Genomic DNA, 22,873 nt, shown 5'->3' on the forward strand with positions numbered 1-22,873 from the left:
CGCGATGCCAACTCACCGAATCCGCGGTCGCGACCGGTACTCGCGCGTCGCGCGCAGCCGATAGATCCCACACCGCTGGGCTTCGACGAATTGTTCGCCGCAACACCGCAACGTACCGTGCCACACCGGTTTCCCGGGATTCCGTTTGCTTTCCCGGGCATGGTCTCCGACACACCGATCGGTCAATTGCACTGCGCAGCCGGAACAATCGACGATCACGGTCGGCTCTCGGATCGTTCGGCACTCAAGCACCTGGGCTGGCTCGCCGGACAGCGGATTTCGTTTCAGGGCGACCATCAGTTCATCGTCGCCCAGCCCGCACGACACGCACGATGGTCGATCGGACGCACGGGGTATCTGTTCATCCCTGCTGCGTTCCGGCACCGCTGCAACATCAACCCCGGCGATCGGGTCATGATCGCGGCCGCACCGGCACACGACCTACTCCTAGTCATGCCGGCAGCTGTCGTTGCCGCCGTTTTGTGGGCCTACCGACCCGAGGTCTGGCTGAAGCCCGCATGAGCAGCGACGTCGACGCAGCACTGCAACTCATCGCCTCACACTTAGCGCTCGCAGGAGCCCGGGGAGCCATCCCCGTGATGCCGACCTTCACCGAATACATTGCGGCATTACGCGCATCGGTGTCGGCGACAACCGTGCACACCTATGACCCCTACTGGCGCATCGTCGAAAACGCCTGGGGCAACAGGTGCCTGGATGAGCCGACGCCACTGGAAATCGAGGCACTGGTCGAAACGCACCGTTGCCAGGCCCAGATTCGAGCCAACTCCCGCGATGGCCGTGGCGCAGTCACACAGATGATCTCAGCGATCCGCTGCATCTACCGCCACGCCGAACTCGACAACCTCATCGCCCCAACCCGCAATCCGGCCAGCCGAGTCACCAAACCCCGTCAACTACCCAGCCCCCGCCACGCGCTGACCCGCGAGCAGATCATCGCGATCGGCCACGTCGCTTCCACCACTGGCAACGACACCGAACTCGACGCACTCATCATCCGACTCCACATCGAAGCGGCGTGCCGGCAAGGAAGCGTCCTGCGCCTGGAACTGACCGACCTCGAGCCCGACCACTGCCTGATCCGCTTGCGGGACAAGGGTGGCACGCTGCGCTGGCAGCCGATCTCCCCCATCCTGATGACCAAACTCATCGAGCATGCTGCCGCACGCCACGGCACATCCACGACAACCCGAGTACTCCGGTATCGGACCGGGCGCCCGGTCGGCCCGAGCCGCTACACCTACCTGACCGCACGAATCCATCAGCATCTGCCGTGGGCAGCACGACTCCAGGTCAGCTCACACTGGATCCGCCACACCACACTCACCTACGTCGAACGCGAGTTCGGCATCTCCGTCGCACGCGCCTACGCCGGACATACCGACAACGCTGGATACCAGGGATCAACACCTACCTACACCAAAGCAGGCATCGTCGAAGTGGCCGAAGCACTTTCGACGTTGACCGCACAGCCACACCCACTGGCACCGACTTCACACCATCCGCTGGCCCCGTGGCATGACCGGTCCGGGTAAACTCGATGCACTAACCAGCCTGGCTAAGACAAGATGGGTGGCGAACCCTAACGGGACACCGCCGCCGTCGATTCGACACCAACTCGTGGATGAACGCCCACCGATCACTCCACCCAATCGTTGACATCCAATCAGAATTCGCTTTAGATTCGCTTCATGGGTCAGAGAGCTCGGCAACCACACCGCCGCGATGCGCGCCGTTACCGCTGATCCGCGCGCATACCCAGCGATGCCGCGCCACCCTGCCCCCAGCCAAGTGCGCTGCTGGACAGCACATCCCGGCGACGACTCGACGATCCATTCCTTTCCAGGTGTCAAGCCAACACCGACCGCGCAAACCGATTCCCCCACAGTCACAATCGACGATCCACGGCCGCCTGCCGGACCATTCGACACTCAAGCACCCGGAATACATGACTACGCAACGAATCTCACTCAAGGCCGCGGGCTCGTCGCAGAGGTGCTTTCGATGCCGATGGCGGTAATCTCTAAGGCTATGAACACGCAAATGCTGCGAGTTCGCTCCAACCCGGTCTCTAGAACACCGAGACCACCCGCCACGCCGACATCATCCTGCCGCCGATCTCCCCGCTGGAGCGTGAGGACCTCAACATCCTGTTCCCGGTGTTCAGCGTCCGCAACAACGTGCGCTACGACGCGCGGGTGTTCGAGCCGCCCGCAGGCGGGTTGGAGGACTGGCAGATCATGGCCAGGCTGGTCACCGAACTGCTGCCGTTGCCGGCGCGCGGGCTGAGTGGGCGCGTGGTCAACGCGGTGTTCGAGCAGCTGAGTCCAGTGCGGTTGGCGTCGGCCGCGATGGCGGCGGGTCCCTACGGTGTGCTGCGGAATGGGCGCACCGGGTTGACCGTCGGGAAGGTGCGTGAGTCGGCGGGCGGTATCGATCTGGGCCCGCTGCGGCCGCGGCTGCGGACATTGATCGGGACGCGGGACAAGAAGGTGCGGTTGGCGCCGCCGGACTTCGTGGCGGCCGCGCGTGAGCTGGTCGAGGACGCCGCGCGCGGCCGGTCGCTGACGGCGCCGTCGGACGGTTTCGATCTGAAGCTGATCGGCCGAAGGCATCTGCGCAGCAACAACTCCTGGCTGCACAACGTGCCGTCGATGGTCAAGGGCAAAGACCGCTGCACGGCGCTGATGCACCCCGGCGACGCGGCCGAACGCGGGCTCGTCGACGGTGCGCCGGTGACGGTGACCTCGGCGACCGGTTCGATCGTCGTCTCGCTGGAGGTGAGCGACGACATCCGGCCCGGCGCGATCGCGATCCCGCACGGATGGGGACACCGCGAGCCCGGCGTCGGCTGGACGGTCGCGGCGTCACTGCCTGGTGCGAACGTCAATCTGCTGCACGACCCTTCGTCGATCGACCCGTTCTCTGGTGCGTCGGCGGTGAACAACACGTGGGTCCGCGTGACACCCGCGCCGGTCGAGCCCTCTGATGCCCCGGAATCCGAGACGCTGGCGAAGCCCGCGCCGACCGGCTGAGAATCGAAACCCGCCTGCTGCCAACGTCTTCCGACGGTGACTGCAACACATTGTGGCCTTGATGCCGGCGCCGAGGAACCACGGCGTGAGCCCTGTTGACGGGGCCGAGTGCCGCCCCGACCGGCCGGTTCCGCCGATGGCCGGGGCGATTGCACGTCTGTCGGCCACCGCTATCGAGGAAGGCCGGGACCTGTCCTCGATAGCGGCTCCTGGCCGACGGCTCTATCGTCTCCGGCGGCCCGGCCTCACTTCAGGTGCCGGGCGAAGAACCGGTTCGCTTCCTCCCCGGCGTAGTGCGGGACGCCGGTGTGCCCGCCCATGTTGGCGTGCAGCGTCTTCTCCTTGGAGCCGAATGCGTCGAACAGGTCCAAGGCTCTCTGCCGGTCGTTTCCTTCGTCGTCCCACTGCAGCAGGACATGCAGCGGAATGGTGACCTGCCGGGCCTCCTCGATGATGGCGCGGGGCACGAAACTTCCCGCGTACAGAACGGCGGCCGAAACGCGTGGCTCGACCGCCGCCAGCCGGGTACCGATGGAGATCACCCCGCCCGAATACCCGACCGGGCCGCCGATCTCGGGCAGTGCGAGGAGGGCGTCCAGGGTGGCCCGCCATTCCGGGACCGCCTTGTCGACCAGTGGGAGGATGAGCCGGTCGATGATCTCGTCGGTGACCCGTTCGCCGGCGGCCAGCGCTCGGCGCATGTCGGTGAGGGCCTGATCGGCGGCGGCCGAACTGGGCCGCTCACCGCTCCAGGGCAGTTCGATGGTGGCCGCGGCGAAGCCCTCCGCCACGGCGTAGCGGGCCCTGGCGAGCAGTCGCGGGTACGCGTTGCGCAGCCCGAGGGGCGGGGGGCCGACCAGGATCAGCGGTACCGGCCCGGATGCGGATCCGGGCGTCCACAGGATGCCGGGGATCTCGCCGAGGATGAATTCGCGCTCGAGGATGTCGTCGCCGAGGCGCTGTTCGGTAATGAATTGCACGGTCGTGCCTTTCGGGAGTGCTGTCGAACGGCGCTCCCGGACGACCTATCGCCCGACCGTGACCCCAGAGAGGAGCACCCATGTCGATACTGCGTTCACGGGTACCACCTCCTCGTCCTCTCGCACGGCCTCCGGAAAAGTAGCAGTGGTCGCCGTGGTCGGCCAACAGGTTTTTGCGGAGGCGCCGAGACAGGCTGCCACGGAGCCACTGTCGAGGCCGAGCACCGCTTCGACCTGGGCACGGGTCAAGGCGCGGCATCGAGCGGGCCACCAGCCGCACCGGCGGATCCCCGGCCAGCCACTGCTGTTCACTCCAGTACCTGCACGCCGCGCGCAACGCCGCAATGCAGACGTTGAACGACTGCGGCGGCGCTTTGGCTCACACGGCCGACCGCGTGGCCGCGGCGGGTGTTCGCCGGACCGGTCGACTCGAGGAATGCGCCTGTGCCGCAGCGCCAGCGCGAGTGCGGTGAAACCCGGTGCCGCTCAAGCGGGTTCGATGCGGGCGGGTACGTGTTTGTGCCACGGTGTGCCCGCGATGGCGTCGCGCAAGGTGGCGTCGGTGAGTTCGTTGAGCGCGACGCCGGTGCGGGTGCCGTCGGGCAGGTCGAGGCCGAAACCGTTGGGCAGGGAGACGTGGCCGGGCTGCATGCGGTCGGTGAGTTCGACGGTGGTGACGGCGCTGCCGCGGCGGGTGGTGACGCGAGCGCGGTCGCCTGCGCCGAGGCCGAGGCGGGTGGCGTCGTCGGGGTTCATGCGCAGTGCGCCGTCGGGGTCGCGGCGACGCCAGGTGTCGTCGCGGAAGATGGTGTTGGCGGTGAAGGAGCGCCGCTCCCCCGCGGCCAGCACGAACGGGTAGTCGGCGCTGGTGTGGGTGGCGGGCGTGGTGTCGAGTGCGCGCAGGGCGTGCAGCAGTTCAGGGATGGCGAGGGGGATGCGTTTGCCGGGGTGCGGGACGTAGTCCCAGGCGTCGGCGTAGTCGTCGACGGTGAAGGTGACACCGGAGCGTCCGGCGAGGATGGCGTCGAAGAGGGCGTCGGCGTCGCGGTGTCCGGCGCGGCGCATGGCGGCGGGATGGGTGCGGGCCACGCGCTGGGCCAACGCCCACAGCACCGCGGCCGAACGGGCGCCGTCGGGAAGGGTGGGGCCGAGGGTTTCGTAGAGCAGATGCGGCGCCAAGCCCGCGGTGTTCTTGTCGACGGCCAACAGTGCGGCGAAGGCCAGCGCGTAGGGGCGGCGGCCGAGGCGGGCGGCGGCGCGCAGCAGCGCGAGCTTGGTACGGGAGACCGCGCCGAGTTCACGAAGCAACCGCGCGTAGATCTCGGGTTCGGGCAGCGTGCCAGGCAGCGGGTCGAGCAGCGGCGCGCGCAGATGGAAGGTGTTGTGCGGGAATTCCAGGGTGAAGAAGGTGGCTTCCCACTTCTCGAACTGGCTGGCCGCGGGGAGCACGTAGTCGGCGTGGCGCGCGGTTTCGGTGAGTGCGACATCGATGACGACCGCCAGATCCAGTGCGTCGAGCGCGGCCCGGAAGGAGGTCGAATCGGCAAGGGAGTGCGCGGGATTGGCGGATTCGACGATCATCGCGCGGAAGCGGTCGGGATGGTCGGTGAGTATCTCCTCGGCGATGGAGTTGCACGGCAGCATGCCGCCGAGCACGGGTGCGCCGGTGACGGGACTGCGGCGGATGTCGCGGCTGTAGCCGGCCAGTGGGACCAGCCAGGAGTGCGGTTGCATCGCGCCCGGCGCGGCGAAGTTGCCGGTGAGCAGCCACAGCAGTTTGTTCAGATACGAGATGAGGGTGCTGTTGGGGCTTTGCTGCACGCCGAGGTCTTCGTAGGTGGCGACGCTCGCGGCGGTGCCGATGCGGTGGGCGGCGGTGCGCAGCAGCTCGACCGGGACGCCGCAGCGGTCGGCGTAGTCGGCGATGTCGACATCGCGCAGTGCGGCGAGGACGTCCTCGGCTTGGCTGGTGTGGGCGGTGAGGAAGTCGTGATCGAGCAGATCGTCGCGGACCAGGATGGCCAGCAGCGCCGCGAGGCACCACGCGTCGGTTCCGGGGCGGACCTGGAGGTGTATGTCGGCGAGGTCCGCGGTTTCGGTGCGCACCGGATCGATGACGATCATGCCGCGGGCGGGATCCTTGGCGATCTGCTGCAGGATGGTGCGGGCGCGCGGCACGCCGTGGGACTGCCAGGGGTTCTTGCCGAGGAACACCGACACTTCGGCGTGTTCGAAGTCGCCGGTGGTGTGGCCGCCGGTCAGGTGGGCGTCGACCCAGCCTTCGCCGGTCTTCTCCTGGGCGAGCGCGGTGGAGCGGTAGCGGCTGCCGAGGGCGCGGCGCAGGGCTCCGCTGTAGGCGCCGCCGAGGTGGTTGCCTTGACCGCCGCCGCCGTAATAGAAGATCTTGTCGCCGCCGTGCTCGTCGCGTACCTGCTTCAAACGGGCAGCGACCTCGGAAATGGCTGTGCCCCAGTCGATTTCGGTGAAGGTGCCGTCGGGTTCGCGGCGCAGCGGGCTGGTCAGGCGGGCGCCGCCGTTCTGGTAGTGGTCGAGGCGCAGCGCCTTGTTGCAGGTGTAGCCGGCGGAGGCGACGTGGTCTTTGTCGCCGCGGATCTTGGCGAAGCGACGGCCGTCGAGCTGGATGAGCAGGCCGCAATTGTTCTCGCACAGAATGCAGGCGGTCTTGTGCCAAGTCGCTGTTTCATCGGCCGAAGCGGTAGCACGGCCCGAAGCGGTGTCACGGACGGCAGCGGTGCCAGGAACGGCAGCGGTGTCGCGGGTGGGGGCGTTCATCGGCTCACCTGATCCACACGGGTGCCGTCGAGCCACGGTTTCGGGTCGGCGAGAAACGGTGTGTCCCCGAGGCGGGCGAGGTCGTCGAAGAACGCGCGGGTGGTGCGCGCCGCGGCGGCCGTGGTGCCGACGGAGACGAACCCGGCTTGTTCGCGGTCCAAGCCGCGGGACAGGCGGGTGTCGGTGCCGAAGTAGACCGCGCGCTTGAGTTCGGCGACGACGACCGGATTGCGGGCCGCCAATCGGGCCGCGGTGGCCTGGGCTTCGGCAAGCAGCTGGTCTTCGGCGACGACGCGGTGCAGCAGTCCGAGCCGGTGGGCCTCGGCGACCGACAGCGGCGCGCCCTCCAAGGTGACCTCGAGCGCGGCGGCCGCGCCGAGCAGCCTGGTCAGGCGTTGGGTTCCGCCGCCGCCGGGGATGAGGTTGGCCATGGTCTCGATCTGGCCGAGCTTGACGTGCTCGGCGTCGGCGGCATAGCGCAGGTCGCAGGCCAGCGCGATCTCGTGGCCGCCGCCCAGCGCCGGGCCGTTGATGGCGGCCAGATACACCGCGTGGGAGCGGTTCATGCGCAACGTTGTTCGTTTCCAGCGGTGCCCCCACACCAGTCCCACACCGAGGCCGCCGCCGAACCGCTCGACCGCCGCCGTCGCGCCAGGGACGCGCAGCGCGGCGCTCGCGGCGCGCAGCAGCGGTGCGGCGACGCGGGCGGGCACGAACGGGTGCGGCAGTTCGATCATGCCGGTCAGCGCGCTGGGGTCGGCGTGGGTGAGGAACCGTCCTGGCAGTCCGCCGGTGAGCACGACCGCGCCGACCGTGTCGTCGGTGTCGACGGTGGCGGTGAGGCGGTCGAGGTCGCGGACGAACTCGGTGGTCACGAAGTTCAGCGGCGGTGCGACGGCGCGGGCGGTGAGGACCCGCCCGTCCTGGGTGAGGTCGATCGTCTCCAACCGGAGGTCGGCTGCGCGGGACATCGGCGGCTCCTTACGGCGCGCGACGGTGGACGAGGCTCGGCATCGACCCGGTGCGGTCGAGCGGCTTCGGCACCTACTATGGCACACACCATAATCGTGGTGTCAAGACCGAGCGGGTGTGGCGGCGCGGGCCGGACAGGGGTTGACTTGTTCGCATACTCAGCGCGGAGGTCCAAAGGTCGAGAAAGGAACAGTTATGTCCGGCAAGACCAAACAGGCCCGCAAACCGGGTACCGAGCCGACCGAGACCGCACCTTCGGTCCCCGAATCGGCGGGACAACCGTCGGCGACCGAATCGAATATCGGGAACGGCGGACTGCGTGTCCCGATTCCGACGGTCGGGGTGCGGATGGCGCGAGTCCCGCTTCCGCCCGGATCGCGCACGGCGGCCGACGGTGTCTCGTCGGTGCTGCATCGAGTGCCGGATCGGGAGTCGATGCTCTACTACGGCGGGCTCGGCGCGGCGGCCGCCACCGGACTGGTGTCGTGGCCGGTGGCCACGGCGATCGGAGTCGGTGTCTGGGTCGCCGAGCATGCCAGAAACGCTGCCGTCGCCGGGCGGTAACGCCACGTCGAACAGCGACAGCACGCTCCGACCTGGGTCGGCTGCGTGGCGGATCCGCGGCCGCTGAACGCGCGCGACGGTGGTCGGTGCCGGACGCGGTGTCGGCCCTCGAAGGCACCTCCGGAAATGGCGTGGCCGTGCGCGCACGGTTCTCCTAAGTTCGGATTCGTGATCTCCGCTCCGCTACGCCCGGCCGTGACCGCCGACGAACCGTTCCTCTGGGAAATGCTCTACGAGGCATCGCATGCCGCCGATCAGGGATTGACCGTCGCCGATCTCGCGACCATCCCGGCGCTGGCGCGCTACGTGGCGAAGTGGGGTCTCGACGGCGATCTCGGTGTCATCGGCGGCCCGGCCGAATCCCCTTCCGGCGCGGCGTGGTTGCGCCTGCTCACCGGCGCGGACGCCGGTTACGGCTACGTCGACGACACGACTCCCGAACTCGCCATCGCCGTCGCGCCGCGGGCGCGCGGCACCGGGCTGGGCACGGCGATGCTCGAACGGCTCGTCGCCGACGCCGCGCGACGCTATGCGGCGGTGAGTTTGAGTGTGCGCGAGGAGAATCCGGCGCGTCGGCTGTATCAGCGCATGGGCTTCGTCGATGTGGACGGTTCACGCATCGTCAACCGGGCGGGCACGACCAGCGTCACCATGGTGTTGCGGCTGCGCTGAGATCGATCGGCGCTCAGCGTTTGGCGCGCTGCGCTTCGGCCAACGTCGCCGCGATCTTGTCGGCGCCCGCGAGCCGCTGCACCCGCGCGGACAATCCGGGTGCGATGCCCGCCAACAGCGCCCCGAGGCGCACCTGGGGCGGGGCCACGTCGATCTCGCCGACATTGCGTTCCACGGCGCGGCGCACCGCGGCCGCCACCTGGGCGGGTGAGGAGGTGCCGGTGCCGGGGGCCGCGGGAACGCCCGCGTCGGCGAACATGCCCGCGTCGCGGACGAAGCCGGGGAACACCGTCGAGACGCCGACGCCGTGCGGTGCGAGGTCTTGGCGCAGTGCCTGGGCGAAGCCGCGCAGCCCGAATTTGGTGGCGTTGTAGAGCGAGACCCGGGGTGAGGCGATCTTGCCCGAGATGGAGGAAATGAACACCAGATGCCCGTGTCCCTTGGCGATGAGGGGTTCGGCCAGCAGGCGTGCGGTGACGATCGGAGCGCGCAGGTTCACATCGAGGGCGCGGTCGATCTGCTCGATGGAGTAGTCGGTGAGCAGTCCGCTGGCGGGCACGGCCGCGTTCGCGACGACGATGTCGAGCGGGCCCGCCGCCGCGAGCAGCGCGGCGACTCCGTCGCGGTCGGCCAGATCCGCGGGCACGGCGCGCGCGCCGGTCTGCTCGGCCAGCGGGGCGAGCACGGCGACGCGGCGGCCGGTGAGCACCAGCTCGGCGCCGCGTTCGGCGAACGCGTGGGCGATGGCGTGCCCGATGCCGCCGGTGGCGCCCGTGATCAGAACTCGCGAACCCTCGATCTTCATCAGCTGTACCGTCCCCTGTCGCCGTGGCGTGCAGAACGCGGGTCCGTCCCACTTCTGGGAGCACGGTAGCGAGCCGAGGGGTCGGACACATCCGTTCGCGGTCGGATCTGTGGCTCCGACCGTGGTAGGGCTTGCCGGTCAGTGCGCGGTGCCCGGGTAGAGCGCGCGCAGCTCGTAGACCGCGTCGTCGAGGGGTTCGGTGCTGCGCTGGACCCGGCACAGCGCGATGGCGCCCTCGAAGGAGGCGACGGTGAGCACCGCCAGACGCCGCGCTCGGTCGGCGGAAACATCGTGACGGATGAGCACGTCGGTGAGCGCGGTGTGCCATCGACCGAAGACCGCGGCCGCGGCGCGCGCGAATTCCGGTGCCTCGTCGTTGGTTTCGACGGCGACCGCGAAGATCGGGCACCCCGCGCGGAACTGGCTCTCACGCAGCGTGGTCCGCCACATCTCGGCGAATTTCTCGAGCGCGTCGAGCGGGTCGCTGTCGCGGGTGAGGCGCTCGATGTAGCCGGACATGATCTCCCCCGCCGTGGTGACGGCGTCGTTGACGAGCTGGGTGCGGCCGCCGGGGAAATGGTGATACACCGAGCCGCGCGGTGCGCCGGTGCTGGCCAGCACCCGGTCCACGCTCGTCGCGCTGGCGCCGTGCACGCGCAGCGAGTCGATGGCGCCCTCGATCATCCGCTGCCGCGCGTTGGGCAGGCGGGTGCGAGAAGAACCGTCGGTGCTGGATCGGCGTGCCACGTCACCATTCTATGGGGATGCCCATAGTGGGTCAGTGGACTCGGGTGCGGTGGAACTCCAGGAACGCGTCCAAGGTCCGTTGCGGCGCCTCGATCTGCGGGTAGTGGCCGATGTCGGGCAACTCCACCACGTCGGGATCCTCGATCAGTTCGCGGTAGCGCTCGACCATGTGCGCACCCGAGACCGGGTCGCGCAGCCCGTCGATCAACCGCACCGGCACCACGGCGTGCTGCAACGCGCCGACCCAGCGTTCGCGATGCTTGCGCCGTTCGGCCATGTAGCGAATGATCTTGTGCCCGTTGCGTTTACCGTGCCGGGACGACCACAGCAGCCAGAACTGGTGCAGTTCGGTCGCGCTGGGGCGGGTGTCGGGTCCGAAGACCGCCGCCAGACTGCGCTCGAAAGCGGTCTCACCGCCGAGGACCCCGACCATCGGTCCCAGCGGCCCGGCAAGCAGCCGCTGCACCCAGCGCGCGCGGTGGGTTTCGGGGAACAGTCCCCCGTTGAGCAGGCACACCGATTCGATGGTCAGCGAGTCGTCACCGGTGGCGCGGCGTTCGGCGTCGCGGGCCAGCAGCTCCTGGGAGACGGTGTCGCCGTAGTCGTGGGCCAGCACGTGGAAACGGTGCACGCCCTGTTCGCGCAGCAGTTGTTCGTGCAGGTCGGCTTGGTCGGCGATGCTGTAGTCGTATTCGCGCGGTTTGGCCGACCAGCCGAAGCCGATCATGTCGGCGGCCAGCACCCGGGCGAACCGTTCGCACAGACCGGGCCACACGGCATGCCAGTCCCAGGACGCGGTCGGGAAGCCGTGAATGCACAGCAGGACCCCCTCGGGTCCGCCGCCGCCTTCGGTCCAGAAGATCTGGTGCCCGTTGTGGGTGAACCGGTGGCCGTTGGCACGCCAATTCGAAAACTCCTCCATACCCGATAAGCATTGCCGGTGCGCGGGCGCGCGGCAGCGATTCCGGGGAATCGGCCCATCGACCGCGTCGTCTACGGCGGGGAAACGGCGATCGTGGCGTTTTGGGAGAATGCGTCGGTGCATGTGGCGATCGGGCTGGTGGTTCTGGTGGCGTCGGCGGCCGCGCTGGCGGCGCTGGCGCGCCGGTTCGGTGTCTCCGAACCGTTGGTGCTGACCCTGGCCGGGGTGGCGGCCTCCTATCTGCCGTTCGTTCCCGCGGTGCATCTGGAACCGGAGGTGGTGCTGCTCGGTTTGCTGCCGCCGCTGCTCTACACCGCCGCGATCCGGACCTCGCTGGTGGATTTCAGCGCCAACATCGGCACCATCGCCTCGCTGTCGGTGGGTTTGGTGCTGTTCAGCACGTTCGCGGTCGCCGCGGTCGTGTGGTGGCTGCTTCCGGTGCCCTTCGCGGTGGCGGTCGCGCTCGGCGCGGTGGTCGCCCCGCCCGACGCGGTGGCCGCGACGGCGGTCGCGCGCCGGATCGGGATGCCGCGGCGCATCGTCACCATCCTCGAGGACGAGTCGTTGTTCAACGACGCGACCGCGCTGGTGGCGTTGCGGACCGCGATCGCGGCCTCGGCGGGCACGGTGTCGGTGTGGCAGGCCGGCGGTGATTTCCTGCTCGCCGCGGGCGGCGGCGCGCTGGTCGGTGTCGCCGTCGCCTACCTGCTCGCGATGTTGCGGCGGCGAATCAGCGACCCGGTGCTCGACACCACGCTGTCGTTTCTCGCGCCGTTCGTGGCGTATCTGCCCGCCGAAGAGATACACGCCTCCGGGGTGATCGCGGTGGTGACCTGCGGGATGATCCTCGGCCACGGCGCGCCGGTGTGGCAGTCGGCGGCCTCGCGTATCGCCGAGCGCACCAACTGGCGCACCATCCAGTTCATTCTGGAGAGCTCGGTGTTCCTCATCATCGGGTTGCAGGTGCGCGCGATCGTGGAGGACGCGTGGAGCAGCGGGCTCGACCACACCACCCTGGTGGTCTCGGCGATCGCGGTGCTGCTGGCGGTGATGCTGGCGCGGCCGCTGTGGATCTTCCCATGGTCGCTGCTGTTCCAGCGGCTCGGGCGCTCGACCGTGCCGCTGAGTTATCCGATGGTGGTGTCGTGGGCGGGCATGCGCGGGGTGGTGACCTTGGCCGCGGTGCTCTTGCTACCCGAGGACACCCCGCAGCTGCCGGTGCTGAAGCTGCTGGCGCTGGTCGTGGTGGCGGGAACGCTGCTGCTGCAAGGCACCTCGCTGCCGTGGCTGGTGCGGCGCCTGCATCTGCGCGGCCCCAGCCGCTCGGAAGACGCGCTACAGAAAGCCAACCTGCTCACCCAAGCGGGCGCGGCCGGCATGGCGGCGCTGGATGCCGCCGCAGGACCCGACACCCCGCGGCAGGTCGTGCAATCGTTGCGCGATCGGCTGACCTGGCGCACCAACGCCGCATGGGAACGGTTGGGCCGCGCCGAATCCGAACAGCGAACGCCCACCGCCGAATACCGCAGGCTTCGCCTCGAGATGCTGCGCGCCGAACGCGAAACGGTACTGCGGGTGCGGGATTCGGGCGGTGCGGACTACGAGATCCTCCAGCACGTGCTGGCCCGGCTCGATCTCGAGGAATCGATGATCGACCGGTTCGACGAAACCGAGGAAGAACGCCGCGAACCCCTCGCCGCGCCCGCCGCGGCAGGCGACTGCGACCACCTGCGGGCCGCGCCGCTGCTGCGCGAACCCACCGAACCCGACCGGTGCGCCGAATGCGTCGCCGAGGGGCAGAACTGGGTGCACCTGCGAATGTGCTTGTCGTGCGGGCACATCGCGTGCTGCGACTCCTCACCGGGCAACCACGCCACCAAACACCACACCGCCACCGGGCACCCGGTGATGCGCAGCGTCGAACCCGGCGAAGCCTGGCGCTGGTGCTACGTCGACGAGTTGCTCGGCTGAGCACCCACCGCCACCGGACGGCGCGCGTGCGAGTAGATCAGGCGGGCGTATTCGTGGAGCAGCCGCTGCAACGACAGGTTCTCCCCGCCCGCCGCGATCTGCTGGTAGCCGATCAGCATCGCCATACCGAGCGAGGTGACCACGGCGGCGGTCTCCTCGTCGCCGACCACGCCGTTGATCACCTTGTGCACGGTGCGCCGCCGCGACTCGTCGACCCGCTTGAGCGCCAGATTCACCGATTCGTCGTTGGCGGCCCACGCCCGGATCGCGGCCTCGGCCGCGTGATGCAGACCCGCCGCGAGATCCGACATCGCGCGCACGTCGTCGTCGGGATCGCCCTGATTGAACTTCAGCGTGCGCAGGATCAGCACCTGCCGGTTCTCCCAGTGCTCGAGCAGCGCGTCGACGAAACCCTGCCAGCTGCCGAAGTGGTGATAGAACGAGCCGCTGGTGACCCCGAGCCGACGGCACAGCAGCCCGATGTTGAGGCCCTTGAACCCGAGTTCGGCCAGCACCTCCAGAGCGGTGTCGAAGTACTGCTCCTTGGTGACCACTCGTGACATGCGGATGCCGTTCTGCTCGTGCGGGCAAGGGGGGAGGGCCCGAACAGTACCGCATCGGTTCGCGCGCGCGTGCGGGCACAACCGAATCCGCTAGGTGACGCGCGGTAGCTGTTACCGCGCGAAATATGCAGTGCGCGAGGCGAACCGAAACGGGGTTGCATAACAGAGCGCTTGCTCTGTTATAGTCGGCGGCATGCCGCGACCCCGCACCCACGACCCCGACGCCGTGCTCGACGCTGCGGAATCGCTGGCCGTCCGCGGCGGTCCGGCCGCGGTCACCATCCGTGCCGTCGCCGCCGCTACGGGGGTGTCCAACGGCGCGCTCTACCACACCTTCGGGTCGCGATCCGGGGTGTTGGGCCGCGCGTGGCTGCGGGCCGCGCGGCGGTTTCTCGCGGTGCAGAACGAGTTGGTCGAGGCGGCCGCCGGATCGGAAGGCGCCTCGGGCGTCGGCGAATCGAAAAGCGCTGCCCGGCAGCCGGATTCGGCGGCGGATGCCGTGCGGGACGAGGCGATCGTGGCCGCCGCCGAAGCGCCAAGCGTCTTCGCCGAGCGATTTCCCGACTCCTCGCGCCTGCTGCTCACCGTCTCGCGCGAGCAGCTGCTCGGCGAGGACCTGCCCGAGGACGTCGCCGCCGAGGTCCGCGCCGCCGAGCGCGCGCTGATCGACCTGCTGGTGCGGCTCGCGCAGCGCCGATGGGGCCGCCGCGACCGTCGCGCGGTCGAGGTCCTCACCACCTGCCTCGTCGACCTGCCCACCGCCATCCTGATCCGCCGCGAACGCATCGCCGAACCCTTTGCCCGCGAACAACTTCGGGCCGCCGTACGCGCCGTGCTCGCGGTCGGACCCCCGCCCTGATCCGCAAGTCCCGACCGCCCTCGACGAAGGAACCACCATGCCCACCCTGGAATACCACGACAAGATCGCCGTCCTCGACCTCGGCGGCGACGAGAACCGCTTCTCCCCCGACTTCCTCGACGAAGTGAACGCCCACCTCGACACCGCCCTCGCCGAAGGCGCCCAAGGCCTGCTCACCACCGCGAGCGGCAAGTTCTACTCCAACGGACTCGACCTGGACTGGCTCGGCGCCAACGCCGATCGCGCCCAGTGGTACGTCGGACGCGTGCAAGCGTTGTTCGCGCGCGTGCTCACCCTGCCCGTGCCCACCGCGGCCGCACTACCCGGACACGCCTTCGGCGCGGGCGCGATGCTCGCCATCGCCCACGACTACCGCGTCATGCGCGCCGACCGCGGCTACTTCTGCTTCCCCGAAGTCGACATCCGCATCCCCTTCACCCCCGGCATGGCCGCCCTCATCCAAGCCAAACTGACGCCGAAAACCGCGGTCGCGTCCATGACCACCGGACGCCGCTACGGCGGAGAGGCCGCGGCCGAAGTCGACATCGTCGACGCGACCGCACCGGAAGGCCAGGTCACCGCCGCGGCGCTGGAGATGCTGCTGCCCTTGGGCGGCAAGGACTCCGGCACCCTCGGCGCGATCAAGAACACCATGTTCGCACCGGCCGTCACCGCGCTGACCACGCTATAGACCTGAACGGTTTCGTCGGTCAGCGTGGCGGAGTGTGCTCGCGATCCGCCAAGTGCGTCTCGAAGAACGCGAAGATGCGACGCCAGGCGTCGGCGGCCGCGTCGGCGTTGTGGCCGAGGCCTGTGACGCGCAGCAGCCGGTCGCCGGGAAAGGTATTGGCGAAGCCATGCGTGACACCCGGATAGGTCTTGATGTCGTGGGCGACACCGAACTCGGTGAGCGTGCGCTCGAGCTTGGCGGGCGCGCCCACCAGCGACGGATCAAGGCGGGCGTAGCTGGCCACCACCGGGCAGATGCCGGCGAGCAAGCCGCGGTAGTCGCCGTACAAGCCCGGATAGAACGGCGCCGCGGCATCGAAACCGCGCGGCGCGGTGAGCAAGGCGAACCCGCCGCCCATGCAGAAACCGATCACGCCCGTGCGCCCGGTGCACGCCGGATCGGACACCAGGCGGTCGCGGGCGGCGAGGATGTCACGAACCGGAACCTCCTCGGCATCGGATTTGCCCCCGGTGAACCACAAAGCCCGCATCACCGCCCGCATGCAGCGCGCACGACCCCGCGAGAACAGATCGGGCGCGACCGTGAGGTAACCGTGGTCGGCCAGCATCGCCACGTGTCCCTCGAGGTCGGTGCCGAGGCCGAGCACATCGTGAACCACGACAACGCCAGGCCACGGCCCCGCACCCGCCGGGCGGGCCAGCAGCGCGGGCAGCGGACCATCCGGCGCACTCAGCTCGACGGTGTCCATGATCGAAAATCTACGCCGCGCGGCTCCAGGACCGCACGCATTGCCCGAACACGGCCGCACTACCCCGGCAACCCGCCCAGACCCAACCGGCAAGGTCGCTGCCACACAATTTCCGTACGCCTCACACAGGCGGTGCCTATGTGGACCGTGTGAAAAGTGTGTGGGGGCAGACGGGACGGCCGCCGGTCGCGGCGTCAGTCCAGCGGGGTGCCGGGGTCAGGTCGGCGCCGCGTCGAGGTGCCGGGTGTCACCGAGGATGGTGACCTCACGGTTGTGGAAGAAGTCGTCCTCGGTGAGCACCGTGATGCTGCCGGGTGCGGCGCGAAAGGCGACGTAGTCCGCCGAGTCGATCGGCATGCCGATCCACGCCGCGAGCACGAATGTCATTGCGCCGCCGTGTGTCACGATGACCTGGTTCTCGCAGGGGTAGTCCACGATCGTCCTCATTGCGGCGTAGATACGTTGGGCGAGTTGCCATTTCGTCTCCGCACCGGCGATTCCCTCGTCGTGGCGCAGGCGCTCGCCCACGGCGGGTGGCGGGACGAATCGCCGGTCCAGCCACTCCTGCGGTCTGCCGCCCGCTTCGCCGTAGGACTTCTCGCGTAGTCTTTCGTCGAGGATCGGCGTCACGCCGAGCGCCTTGCCGATCGCCTCGGCCGTTCGGGCGGTGCGCAGCAGATCCGAGGAGTGCACCGCCACCTCGGCGTCTTCGGGTATCCGCGTGCGCAGCGACTCGGCGGTGGCCACCGCGGCGCGCTCGCCCGCCGCGGTGAGTCGCGAGTCGTACCATCCGCCGACCAAGCGGTCGACGTGGTGGGTCGCCTGCGGGTGGGTGACGACGTAGATGCGGCGCACTAGGCCTCCTCGGGTCGCTCGACTCTACTCGGTGATCCAGCCGAGGTTGATCGCGTTCTGGTGCATGAAGTCTTCGACCGCGGGCAGCGTGAGGAACGAAATCGCATACAGGACAACGAGGACACCGAGCGCGACGGCCCACTGGCGAGGGCCGGCCACCGCCAGACGCGCCTCGTCCTGTCCGGCGTCGGCGGTGTGGTCTCGGCGCGTCGGCGGGAGCCGACGGTCGGCAGGCCTCAACATCCACGACGCGACGGCGAGAATCGCGAACATCAGTGGCGACGACCACGATTCGACACCGTCGCCTGCCTCGAGGTGGAGGACTACGGCACCCGACCACAGGAAGAAGGCGCCCGCGTACGCCCATTCCTTGATCAAGCGGAACCCGGGCACGATGATCGCGACGGCCGCACCGACCTGCCACGCCCCCAGCACGTAGGCGAAGGAACGCGGGAATTCCAGGTGCCGCAATTGGATTTTCACCCACTCGATCGTCAGCAGGTTCCACACCGATCCGGCGACCAATTCGAAGACGACGGCAAGCGTGGTCACCCAGAAGGCGATCGGCCGAATCCTGCTGCGTGTGCTTCGTGCGGCCGAATCCGGCTTGTCGTCGGTCGCGTCCCGCGGCGGTGTGATGGTTGGCGTGTTCGTCTCAGTCGACATCGGATTCTCCTCGGGTGATATTGCGTGGAATGGTCAGGGCGGCGAGTTTGTCGGGATTGCGCAGGACGTAGAGGTCGGTGATCGCGCCGTCGGCGATCTCGAGCACGAGGATCGCTTCGAGCCGGTCGTCGAAGGAGATGGCGATCGCCGGGTCGTGGTTGTAGGTCATGGTCTCGATCCGGACGCCGGGGATCGCCCGCATGACGGGGAAGAGGCCGACCAAGATCTCGGCCACCCGCCGCGCGCCCTGCGCCCGCGCCGCGATCGCGGAAACCTTGCCGCCGCTGTCGGTGGTCCAGGTGACGTTCGGTGTGAGCATCGACAGCAGGCCCGCCATGTCGCCGGTGGTGGCCGCGGTCATGAACCGTTCGGTCAGCTCGGCGGTACGCGCGGAATCGGCAGGCCCGAACCGTTGCCGCCGCGCCTGGACGTGTTCGCGGGCGCGGTGTGCCACCTGACGCACCGCGGCCACGGACTTGCCGACCGCCGTGGCGATCTCGTCGTAGTCGAAGCCGAACACCTCGCGCAGCACGAACACCGCGCGCTCCTCCGGAAGCAGCGTTTCCAGCAGCACGAGCATCCCCATCGACACCGCCTCGGCCAGAACGACATCGGTCGAGGCGTCACCCTCGGCGAGCAGCAGCGGCTCGGGCAGCCACGGGCCGACGTACTCCTCGCGCCGGCGCGCGCTCGCCCGCCGCGAATTGAGCGCCTGCCGGGTGACCAGTTGCGCCAGATACGATTTCGTGTCGCGCACGGACGCCAGGTCCACCTCGGCCCACCGCAGATAGCTGTCCTGGAGAACGTCGTCGGACTCGGTCGCCGAGCCGAGGATCTCGTAGGCGATGGTGAACAGCAGTGGCCGCAGCAGCGTGAACCGCTGGGCGTGCCCGTCGGTCGTCATGGGGAGATGATCACCGGTCATCGACATCGGCGTGCCTCCGCGGTCGATCCGCCGCGCCGGTTCCTGCGTATCGGCCACCGAGGACGGCAACCTTGTGGCGTGTGTTGATCGGTCATGCCCTCGAGACAACGCGGAGCCGCCGAACATGACAGAACGTGATCCGGATCACTCCCCTGGTGGTGGCGCTTCACGGCCCGCGCGGTGAACTTCTCGGATAGCTAGTTGATCGCGAAATGGCCGGTGATATCGATCATCCGTCGCGTAAAACACTCCAAAACGCCAGGAAAATGGCGAGTAGATGCGAGAAAGCGCGATGGACGCTGGAGATATGCTGTATCGGTGGTGTCCGCGCCGTCACCGATGCTGGCCCTGTCCGGACGACCGCCCGGAAATCCGGACGGTTGGGCCTTCGAGATGAAATGGGACGGCATGCGCGTCGTCGCCGCGGTGGCCGAAGGCGACTGTCAGCTCTACAGCCGCAACCGCAAACACGTCACCGGCTCGTTCCCCGACATCGCCGCCGCCGTCGCCGCGGCGGTCGGCGAGCACCGAGCCACCATCGACGGGGAGATCGTGGCGCCGGAAGGGGCGAGCGGCGCGCCGTCGTTCTCCCGGCTCCAACGCCGCATGCACGTCCGCGCGCCGACCGCGCAACTGATCAGGGACGTTCCGGTGCTGTACATGATCTTCGACCTGCTCGCCCTCGACGGCCACGCCACCACCGCCCTGCCCTACCGGCAGCGGCGCGAGTTGCTCGCCCAGCTCGACATCGCCCGCCCGCCGATCCAGTTGTCGCCCTACTGGACCGACATCGAGCCCGAGACGCTCTCGGCCGCCGCGGCGCAGAACGGGCTCGAGGGACTGGTCGCCAAACGCCTCGACTCCACGTATCAACCGGGTGAACGGTCGCGCAACTGGATCAAGATGCCGTTCCGCAAAACCACCGAAGCCGTCATCGCCGGATGGTTGCCAGGAAACGGCCCGTTCGCCGAGTCGTTCGGATCCTTGATTCTCGGCGCACACGATTCGGCGGGACGCCTGGTCCATATCGGCAATGTCGGCACCGGATGGAAAGCCGCGGAACGGCGCAGCCTACGCACTCGCCTGGACCGACTCGCCCGCCCCGACACCCCTTTCGACGTGCCGCCGCCGCGCGCGATCGCCGTACCGGCGCACTGGGTCGAGCCCGAGCTCGTCGCCGATATCGAATACCGGGAAGCCACCCCCGAGGGATTGCGTCATCCCAGCTGGCGGGGTATCCGCATCGACAAAAGCCCCGCCGAGATCACGGTGCCCTGAAGTGCTCCAGCGATACCACACTCTCCGACGACACCAACCTCGTCGCCGGACGCGAACTCACCGGCTTCGCCCGGCGGGAAGAAGTCCTGGCCCGAGTCGACAAGCCCGTGCCCTACAACGCCGAAGCGGAGATCGAGAAGCGCGGCGCGCGCTACGAGCAGGCCAAGCTGCCTTCGTCCCCTACGCCGCCAGGCTCGCCTCGGGCCAGGCCCCGGTGACACAGACCGAGTGCGCCCGGATCGACGGATCCGGGCGCGGGGTGGCGAGCGAGCCGAGGTCAGGTCAGGCCGGTGGGTTCCTCGGCGGCTCTGGCTCGCGCTGTCAGCTCGTCCAGGAAACGATCGATGCTGTGCGATCTGGCGAGCGGTGATTCGAGTAGGTCACGGGCTATGGACTCGGCGCGGTCGATCACCGCGACGGTGAGATTGTTGGCCAGTTCGTCCTCGAGTTGCCGGTGCACCTGCGCGAGGTGGCGCAGGCCCTGACTGCGTACCCGTTCGACCTCGGCAGCCGCGGTTTCCCGCAGGGTGGAGACGATCCGATCGGCGTCTTCTCGTGCCTCCCGGTCGATCCGGGAGACCTCGGCGCGGGCGGCTGCGGTGGCCTCGGCGAAGGCTCGCTGTGCGGCGGCCAATTCGGTTGCGGCGTCGGTACTTTCCTCCATCTGTTGGTGGATCGTGTGCTGGGCTTTGCGCATCGCCGTCCGTAGCGGTGGCGCGGCCCATTTCGAGAGTGCGCCGAGGATGACGGCGAAACCGAACAGCTGGCTGACGAATACCGGCCAGTCCCAAGTGATGTCGTAGATGCCGTCGTTGGTGTTCATCGTCGTCCACCTCCGATCACCCGATCCGCCAGGTCGCGCGCCATGGGATCGAGATACGCGTCGAATCGTGTCACCGCCGTCGCGGCCTGGGTTCGCAGTCGCGCGGTGGCCGTCGCCACCTGTTCGTCGGTCTGCTCCTGTGCCCGTTCGCGCGCCGCGGTCAGGATGACCCGGCCTTCGTTCCTTGCCTGTTCGCGCAGCCGCGCCGCGTCGGCGTGGGCTTGCGTGAGCGAGGACCGGTAGCGGTCTTCGGCCGCGGCGAACGCCTCCCGCGCCTGTCGCCGGTGCGCGGCGGCTTCGGTGACGCGGGCCTCCCGTTGATCCAGCACCTCTCGGATCGGCGGCACCACGAACAACCGGATGACCGCGAACACGAGGAGGAAGATCGCCAGCTCGACGAAGAAGGTGCCGTTGGGAATCAAGAAGTTCTCGGTCGCGAAGCTTTCGGTGTTCATAGCGCTACTTGCCCGGCGCCGCGAAGGCGAACAGCGCCATGAACGTCAGGTTGATGAAGTACACGGCGTCGACGAGGCTGACCGCCATCAGGTAGTTGCCGCGCAGTTTGCCCTCGGCCTCCGGCTGCCGGGATATGCCGTTGATCAGCGCCGAGCCCGCCATGCCGTTGCCGTAGCCGGCGCCGATCGCGCCGCCGACCATCATCAATCCACCGGCGACCAATGCCGCCGCCTGGACGACCGTCTCGTGGGTTATGTCGGCCATGGGTGTTTCCTTTCCTCGAAGGATCGAACAGTTGTATGCGGGGGCTTGTCGCTCAGTGCTTTTCGTGTTCGACGGTGGTGGCTTGGCCGAAGTAGAGGACGGTCAACAGGGCGAAGATGAAGGCCTGGATGAGTCCGACGAACAGGTCGAACAGCTTCCATGCCGCGTTCGGACCCCAGCTCAGCCAGGCCGGCAGCAGCGCGATCACCGAGATCATCACCCCGCCCGCGAACATGTTGCCGAACAACCGCAGCGCCAACGACAACGGTTTGGCGAGCTCTTCGATGACGTTGACGACAACCATCGGTCCCCACCCCATATGGCCCTTCAACAGCTGCTTCACATGTCCGATCGGGCCGCGGCGCGCCATGCCCGCGGTCTGATAGCAGAGGAAGACGAACAGGGCGAGCGCGTAGGTGAAATTGACATCGGCTGCGGGCGGTTTGATCAGCTCACCCGCCCCGTACTGCACCGGCAGCACCGACAACCAGTTCGACAGCAGCACGAACACGAACAGCGTCACCGCCAGCGGCAGGACGAACGGCGCGATCCGAAGTCCCACAGCGCTTTCCACCTGTGCGCGCATCTGTACGGTGACCGTTTCGAAGAACAACTGCACCCCGCCGGGGACTCCGGATGTCAGCCTGACGCGCAGAGAGAACGCCAGACCCAGCACGACGGCGGCCGCGATGAGGGTCGCGACGATCGTGTCGACATGAAAGTCCATACCGAACAGGTGCGCGGTTTCGTGGTGTCCCACTTCCACTTTCGTCATCGAGCGCTCCGCAGGGCCGGTACGGTCGCCCAGAGTGCGGCGCCGAGGTGGAATGTCACCAAGCCGTAGAGGATGCCCAACCCGTCCGGTCTGGTCAGCACACCGGCGACCAGCGCGAGCGCGGTGACGCCGAACAGCCGCATCCCGGTGATGGCCGCCAAATGCCCTTTGCCGGAGGCGTTCCCACTTGCGATCGCGGCGACGCCAAGGCGGGTGAGCCACGCATTGAACAATCCCAAACCGATTCCGGCGCAGATGAATACACCCAACAGCAGCCGATCGTGCATCCCGGCGGCGGCGAGAACCGTGATCCCCACCGCGGCAGAGGCGATGATCGGGCCGCGGTCGCCATTGACCGTCATGTGCCCTCCCTCAGCGATGAATGACGGTGGAAGGCAATGCCTTCCGTGTCACAAGCCCATTCTTGCTTACTACGTCACGTAGTACAAGAGAAGTGGACAAATCGGGCATAGCGGGCAGGTTGCGGT

The 22,873-nt window shown here is 68.4% G+C and carries 25 protein-coding genes and 1 pseudogene; 10 read left to right on the top strand and 16 right to left on the bottom strand.

What is annotated here, in order from left to right; all coding sequences use genetic code 11:
* Positions 1–159: 159 nt before the first annotated feature.
* From NAM01S_RS10995 to NAM01S_RS11005, 3 genes are all read left to right on the top strand, one after another.
* Entirely contained in the window at positions 160–522 is a 363-nt protein-coding gene (locus tag NAM01S_RS10995; protein ID WP_157107698.1) for an AbrB/MazE/SpoVT family DNA-binding domain-containing protein, read from the top strand.
* A 77-nt stretch (positions 523–599) separates the two neighbouring features.
* The gene (locus NAM01S_RS11000) at positions 600–1,556 is read left to right on the top strand and encodes a tyrosine-type recombinase/integrase (RefSeq protein ID WP_218018379.1); all 957 of its coding nucleotides are present in this window, start codon (positions 600–602) and stop codon (positions 1,554–1,556) included.
* Positions 1,557–2,180: 624 nt separating this feature from the next.
* A complete protein-coding gene (locus NAM01S_RS11005) occupies positions 2,181–3,056 on the top strand; it encodes a molybdopterin dinucleotide binding domain-containing protein (RefSeq protein ID WP_307188669.1) in 876 nt (291 codons plus the stop codon).
* A 245-nt stretch (positions 3,057–3,301) separates the two neighbouring features.
* On the opposite strand, the gene NAM01S_RS11010 is transcribed toward NAM01S_RS11005, so the two are convergent.
* The 3 genes from NAM01S_RS11010 to NAM01S_RS11020 all read right to left on the bottom strand — a co-directional run bounded on the left by NAM01S_RS11010 (position 3,302) and on the right by NAM01S_RS11020 (position 7,800).
* On the bottom strand, positions 3,302–4,036 hold the full coding sequence (locus NAM01S_RS11010; RefSeq protein WP_067783339.1) for a dienelactone hydrolase family protein: 735 nt from the start codon (positions 4,034–4,036) through the stop codon (positions 3,302–3,304).
* Positions 4,037–4,522: 486 nt separating this feature from the next.
* Positions 4,523–6,829, bottom strand: coding sequence for a molybdopterin-dependent oxidoreductase (locus NAM01S_RS11015; RefSeq protein WP_084482831.1), 2,307 nt, complete (start codon positions 6,827–6,829; stop codon positions 4,523–4,525).
* Positions 6,826–7,800 carry an enoyl-CoA hydratase/isomerase family protein gene (locus NAM01S_RS11020; protein WP_067783342.1) on the bottom strand — a complete coding sequence of 325 codons (975 nt, stop codon included), beginning with the start codon at positions 7,798–7,800 and terminating at the stop codon, positions 6,826–6,828. The genes NAM01S_RS11015 and NAM01S_RS11020 overlap by 4 nt, the downstream gene beginning before the upstream one ends.
* A 196-nt stretch (positions 7,801–7,996) precedes the next feature.
* Between NAM01S_RS11020 and NAM01S_RS11025 the strand changes: the two genes are divergently transcribed.
* Positions 7,997–8,365 (top strand): hypothetical protein, encoded by a 369-nt coding sequence (locus NAM01S_RS11025; RefSeq protein ID WP_067783345.1) that lies wholly within the window; start codon positions 7,997–7,999, stop codon positions 8,363–8,365.
* 168 nt (positions 8,366–8,533) lie between these two features.
* The gene (locus NAM01S_RS11030; RefSeq protein WP_218018380.1) at positions 8,534–9,037 is read left to right on the top strand and encodes a GNAT family N-acetyltransferase; all 504 of its coding nucleotides are present in this window, start codon (positions 8,534–8,536) and stop codon (positions 9,035–9,037) included.
* A gap of 13 nt (positions 9,038–9,050) precedes the next feature.
* Here the strand turns inward: NAM01S_RS11030 and NAM01S_RS11035 are convergent, their stop codons facing one another.
* The 3 genes from NAM01S_RS11035 to NAM01S_RS11045 all read right to left on the bottom strand — a co-directional run bounded on the left by NAM01S_RS11035 (position 9,051) and on the right by NAM01S_RS11045 (position 11,511).
* Complete coding sequence (locus NAM01S_RS11035; RefSeq protein ID WP_067783351.1) at positions 9,051–9,842, bottom strand: SDR family NAD(P)-dependent oxidoreductase; 792 nt, start codon at positions 9,840–9,842, stop codon at positions 9,051–9,053.
* Positions 9,843–9,980: 138 nt separating this feature from the next.
* Positions 9,981–10,589: a TetR/AcrR family transcriptional regulator gene (locus NAM01S_RS11040; RefSeq protein WP_253798780.1), complete on the bottom strand. Its 609-nt coding sequence runs from the start codon at positions 10,587–10,589 to the stop codon at positions 9,981–9,983.
* Between the two features lie 31 nt (positions 10,590–10,620).
* Positions 10,621–11,511, bottom strand: coding sequence for an alpha/beta fold hydrolase (locus tag NAM01S_RS11045; RefSeq protein ID WP_067783357.1), 891 nt, complete (start codon positions 11,509–11,511; stop codon positions 10,621–10,623).
* Between the two features lie 117 nt (positions 11,512–11,628).
* Here NAM01S_RS11045 and NAM01S_RS11050 point away from each other — a divergent pair, with 117 nt between their 5' ends.
* Complete coding sequence (locus tag NAM01S_RS11050; protein WP_067783943.1) at positions 11,629–13,482, top strand: Na+/H+ antiporter; 1,854 nt, start codon at positions 11,629–11,631, stop codon at positions 13,480–13,482.
* Here NAM01S_RS11050 and NAM01S_RS11055 read toward each other — a convergent pair.
* On the bottom strand, positions 13,458–14,045 hold the full coding sequence (locus NAM01S_RS11055; protein WP_067783359.1) for a TetR/AcrR family transcriptional regulator: 588 nt from the start codon (positions 14,043–14,045) through the stop codon (positions 13,458–13,460). The genes NAM01S_RS11050 and NAM01S_RS11055 overlap by 25 nt on opposite strands.
* A gap of 193 nt (positions 14,046–14,238) precedes the next feature.
* On the opposite strand from NAM01S_RS11055, the gene NAM01S_RS11060 reads away from it, so the two are divergent.
* Both NAM01S_RS11060 and NAM01S_RS11065 read left to right on the top strand, forming a co-directional pair.
* Positions 14,239–14,904 carry a TetR/AcrR family transcriptional regulator gene (locus tag NAM01S_RS11060; RefSeq protein ID WP_067783361.1) on the top strand — a complete coding sequence of 222 codons (666 nt, stop codon included), beginning with the start codon at positions 14,239–14,241 and terminating at the stop codon, positions 14,902–14,904.
* Between the two features lie 37 nt (positions 14,905–14,941).
* Positions 14,942–15,595 (top strand): enoyl-CoA hydratase-related protein, encoded by a 654-nt coding sequence (locus tag NAM01S_RS11065; protein WP_067783364.1) that lies wholly within the window; start codon positions 14,942–14,944, stop codon positions 15,593–15,595.
* A 19-nt stretch (positions 15,596–15,614) separates the two neighbouring features.
* On the opposite strand, the gene NAM01S_RS11070 is transcribed toward NAM01S_RS11065, so the two are convergent.
* The 4 genes from NAM01S_RS11070 to sigJ all read right to left on the bottom strand — a co-directional run bounded on the left by NAM01S_RS11070 (position 15,615) and on the right by sigJ (position 18,768).
* Entirely contained in the window at positions 15,615–16,343 is a 729-nt protein-coding gene (locus tag NAM01S_RS11070) for a dienelactone hydrolase family protein (protein ID WP_067783367.1), read from the bottom strand.
* 216 nt (positions 16,344–16,559) lie between these two features.
* Positions 16,560–17,198, bottom strand: a complete 639-nt coding sequence (locus NAM01S_RS11075; RefSeq protein ID WP_067783370.1) for a histidine phosphatase family protein — start codon at positions 17,196–17,198, stop codon at positions 16,560–16,562.
* 24 nt (positions 17,199–17,222) lie between these two features.
* A complete protein-coding gene (locus NAM01S_RS11080; protein ID WP_067783373.1) occupies positions 17,223–17,864 on the bottom strand; it encodes a DoxX family protein in 642 nt (213 codons plus the stop codon).
* The gene (sigJ, locus tag NAM01S_RS11085) at positions 17,854–18,768 is read right to left on the bottom strand and encodes an RNA polymerase sigma factor SigJ (RefSeq protein ID WP_067783947.1); all 915 of its coding nucleotides are present in this window, start codon (positions 18,766–18,768) and stop codon (positions 17,854–17,856) included. The genes NAM01S_RS11080 and sigJ overlap by 11 nt, the downstream gene beginning before the upstream one ends.
* Before the next feature lie 339 nt (positions 18,769–19,107).
* Here sigJ and ligD point away from each other — a divergent pair, with 339 nt between their 5' ends.
* Entirely contained in the window at positions 19,108–20,067 is a 960-nt protein-coding gene (gene ligD, locus NAM01S_RS11090; RefSeq protein WP_253798778.1) for a non-homologous end-joining DNA ligase, read from the top strand.
* An 11-nt stretch (positions 20,068–20,078) separates the two neighbouring features.
* Positions 20,079–20,240: pseudogene (locus NAM01S_RS36500) on the top strand (type 1 glutamine amidotransferase domain-containing protein); the annotation flags it as partial.
* A 104-nt stretch (positions 20,241–20,344) separates the two neighbouring features.
* Here the strand turns inward: NAM01S_RS36500 and NAM01S_RS11095 are convergent.
* Genes NAM01S_RS11095 through NAM01S_RS11115 form a run of 5 tightly spaced genes read right to left on the bottom strand, consistent with a single transcriptional unit; the run spans position 20,345 to position 22,747 of the window.
* A complete protein-coding gene (locus NAM01S_RS11095; protein WP_067783384.1) occupies positions 20,345–20,890 on the bottom strand; it encodes a F0F1 ATP synthase subunit B family protein in 546 nt (181 codons plus the stop codon).
* Positions 20,887–21,345, bottom strand: coding sequence for a F0F1 ATP synthase subunit B family protein (locus tag NAM01S_RS11100; RefSeq protein ID WP_067783387.1), 459 nt, complete (start codon positions 21,343–21,345; stop codon positions 20,887–20,889). Before NAM01S_RS11100 ends, NAM01S_RS11095 begins: the two co-directional genes overlap by 4 nt.
* A 4-nt stretch (positions 21,346–21,349) precedes the next feature.
* Entirely contained in the window at positions 21,350–21,610 is a 261-nt protein-coding gene (gene atpE / locus NAM01S_RS11105) for an ATP synthase F0 subunit C (RefSeq protein WP_067783390.1), read from the bottom strand.
* A gap of 52 nt (positions 21,611–21,662) precedes the next feature.
* Positions 21,663–22,385, bottom strand: coding sequence for a F0F1 ATP synthase subunit A (gene atpB / locus NAM01S_RS11110; protein ID WP_067783393.1), 723 nt, complete (start codon positions 22,383–22,385; stop codon positions 21,663–21,665).
* Positions 22,382–22,747 (bottom strand): hypothetical protein, encoded by a 366-nt coding sequence (locus tag NAM01S_RS11115; RefSeq protein WP_084482833.1) that lies wholly within the window; start codon positions 22,745–22,747, stop codon positions 22,382–22,384. The genes atpB and NAM01S_RS11115 overlap by 4 nt, the downstream gene beginning before the upstream one ends.
* Positions 22,748–22,873 lie beyond the last annotated feature (126 nt).

The organism is Nocardia amikacinitolerans NBRC 108937 (assembly GCF_001612615.1).
Classification (GTDB): domain Bacteria; phylum Actinomycetota; class Actinomycetes; order Mycobacteriales; family Mycobacteriaceae; genus Nocardia; species Nocardia amikacinitolerans.

What these genes read in the sequence shown, in the direction of transcription:
- NAM01S_RS10995 (WP_157107698.1), top strand. Translation starts at nt 160, where the DNA reads ATGGTCTCCGACACACCGATCGGTCAATTGCACTGCGCAGCCGGAACA.
- NAM01S_RS11000 (WP_218018379.1), top strand. Translation starts at nt 600, where the DNA reads ATGCCGACCTTCACCGAATACATTGCGGCATTACGCGCATCGGTGTCG.
- NAM01S_RS11015 (WP_084482831.1), bottom strand. Translation starts at nt 6,829, where the DNA reads ATGAACGCCCCCACCCGCGACACCGCTGCCGTTCCTGGCACCGCTGCC.
- NAM01S_RS11020 (WP_067783342.1), bottom strand. Translation starts at nt 7,800, where the DNA reads ATGTCCCGCGCAGCCGACCTCCGGTTGGAGACGATCGACCTCACCCAG.
- NAM01S_RS11025 (WP_067783345.1), top strand. Translation starts at nt 7,997, where the DNA reads ATGTCCGGCAAGACCAAACAGGCCCGCAAACCGGGTACCGAGCCGACC.
- NAM01S_RS11035 (WP_067783351.1), bottom strand. Translation starts at nt 9,842, where the DNA reads ATGAAGATCGAGGGTTCGCGAGTTCTGATCACGGGCGCCACCGGCGGC.
- NAM01S_RS11045 (WP_067783357.1), bottom strand. Translation starts at nt 11,511, where the DNA reads ATGGAGGAGTTTTCGAATTGGCGTGCCAACGGCCACCGGTTCACCCAC.
- NAM01S_RS11055 (WP_067783359.1), bottom strand. Translation starts at nt 14,045, where the DNA reads ATGTCACGAGTGGTCACCAAGGAGCAGTACTTCGACACCGCTCTGGAG.
- NAM01S_RS11060 (WP_067783361.1), top strand. Translation starts at nt 14,239, where the DNA reads ATGCCGCGACCCCGCACCCACGACCCCGACGCCGTGCTCGACGCTGCG.
- NAM01S_RS11065 (WP_067783364.1), top strand. Translation starts at nt 14,942, where the DNA reads ATGCCCACCCTGGAATACCACGACAAGATCGCCGTCCTCGACCTCGGC.
- NAM01S_RS11070 (WP_067783367.1), bottom strand. Translation starts at nt 16,343, where the DNA reads ATGGACACCGTCGAGCTGAGTGCGCCGGATGGTCCGCTGCCCGCGCTG.
- NAM01S_RS11080 (WP_067783373.1), bottom strand. Translation starts at nt 17,864, where the DNA reads ATGTCGACTGAGACGAACACGCCAACCATCACACCGCCGCGGGACGCG.
- sigJ (WP_067783947.1), bottom strand. Translation starts at nt 18,768, where the DNA reads ATGACGACCGACGGGCACGCCCAGCGGTTCACGCTGCTGCGGCCACTG.
- NAM01S_RS11095 (WP_067783384.1), bottom strand. Translation starts at nt 20,890, where the DNA reads ATGAACACCAACGACGGCATCTACGACATCACTTGGGACTGGCCGGTA.
- NAM01S_RS11100 (WP_067783387.1), bottom strand. Translation starts at nt 21,345, where the DNA reads ATGAACACCGAAAGCTTCGCGACCGAGAACTTCTTGATTCCCAACGGC.
- atpE (WP_067783390.1), bottom strand. Translation starts at nt 21,610, where the DNA reads ATGGCCGACATAACCCACGAGACGGTCGTCCAGGCGGCGGCATTGGTC.
- atpB (WP_067783393.1), bottom strand. Translation starts at nt 22,385, where the DNA reads ATGACGAAAGTGGAAGTGGGACACCACGAAACCGCGCACCTGTTCGGT.
- NAM01S_RS11115 (WP_084482833.1), bottom strand. Translation starts at nt 22,747, where the DNA reads ATGACGGTCAATGGCGACCGCGGCCCGATCATCGCCTCTGCCGCGGTG.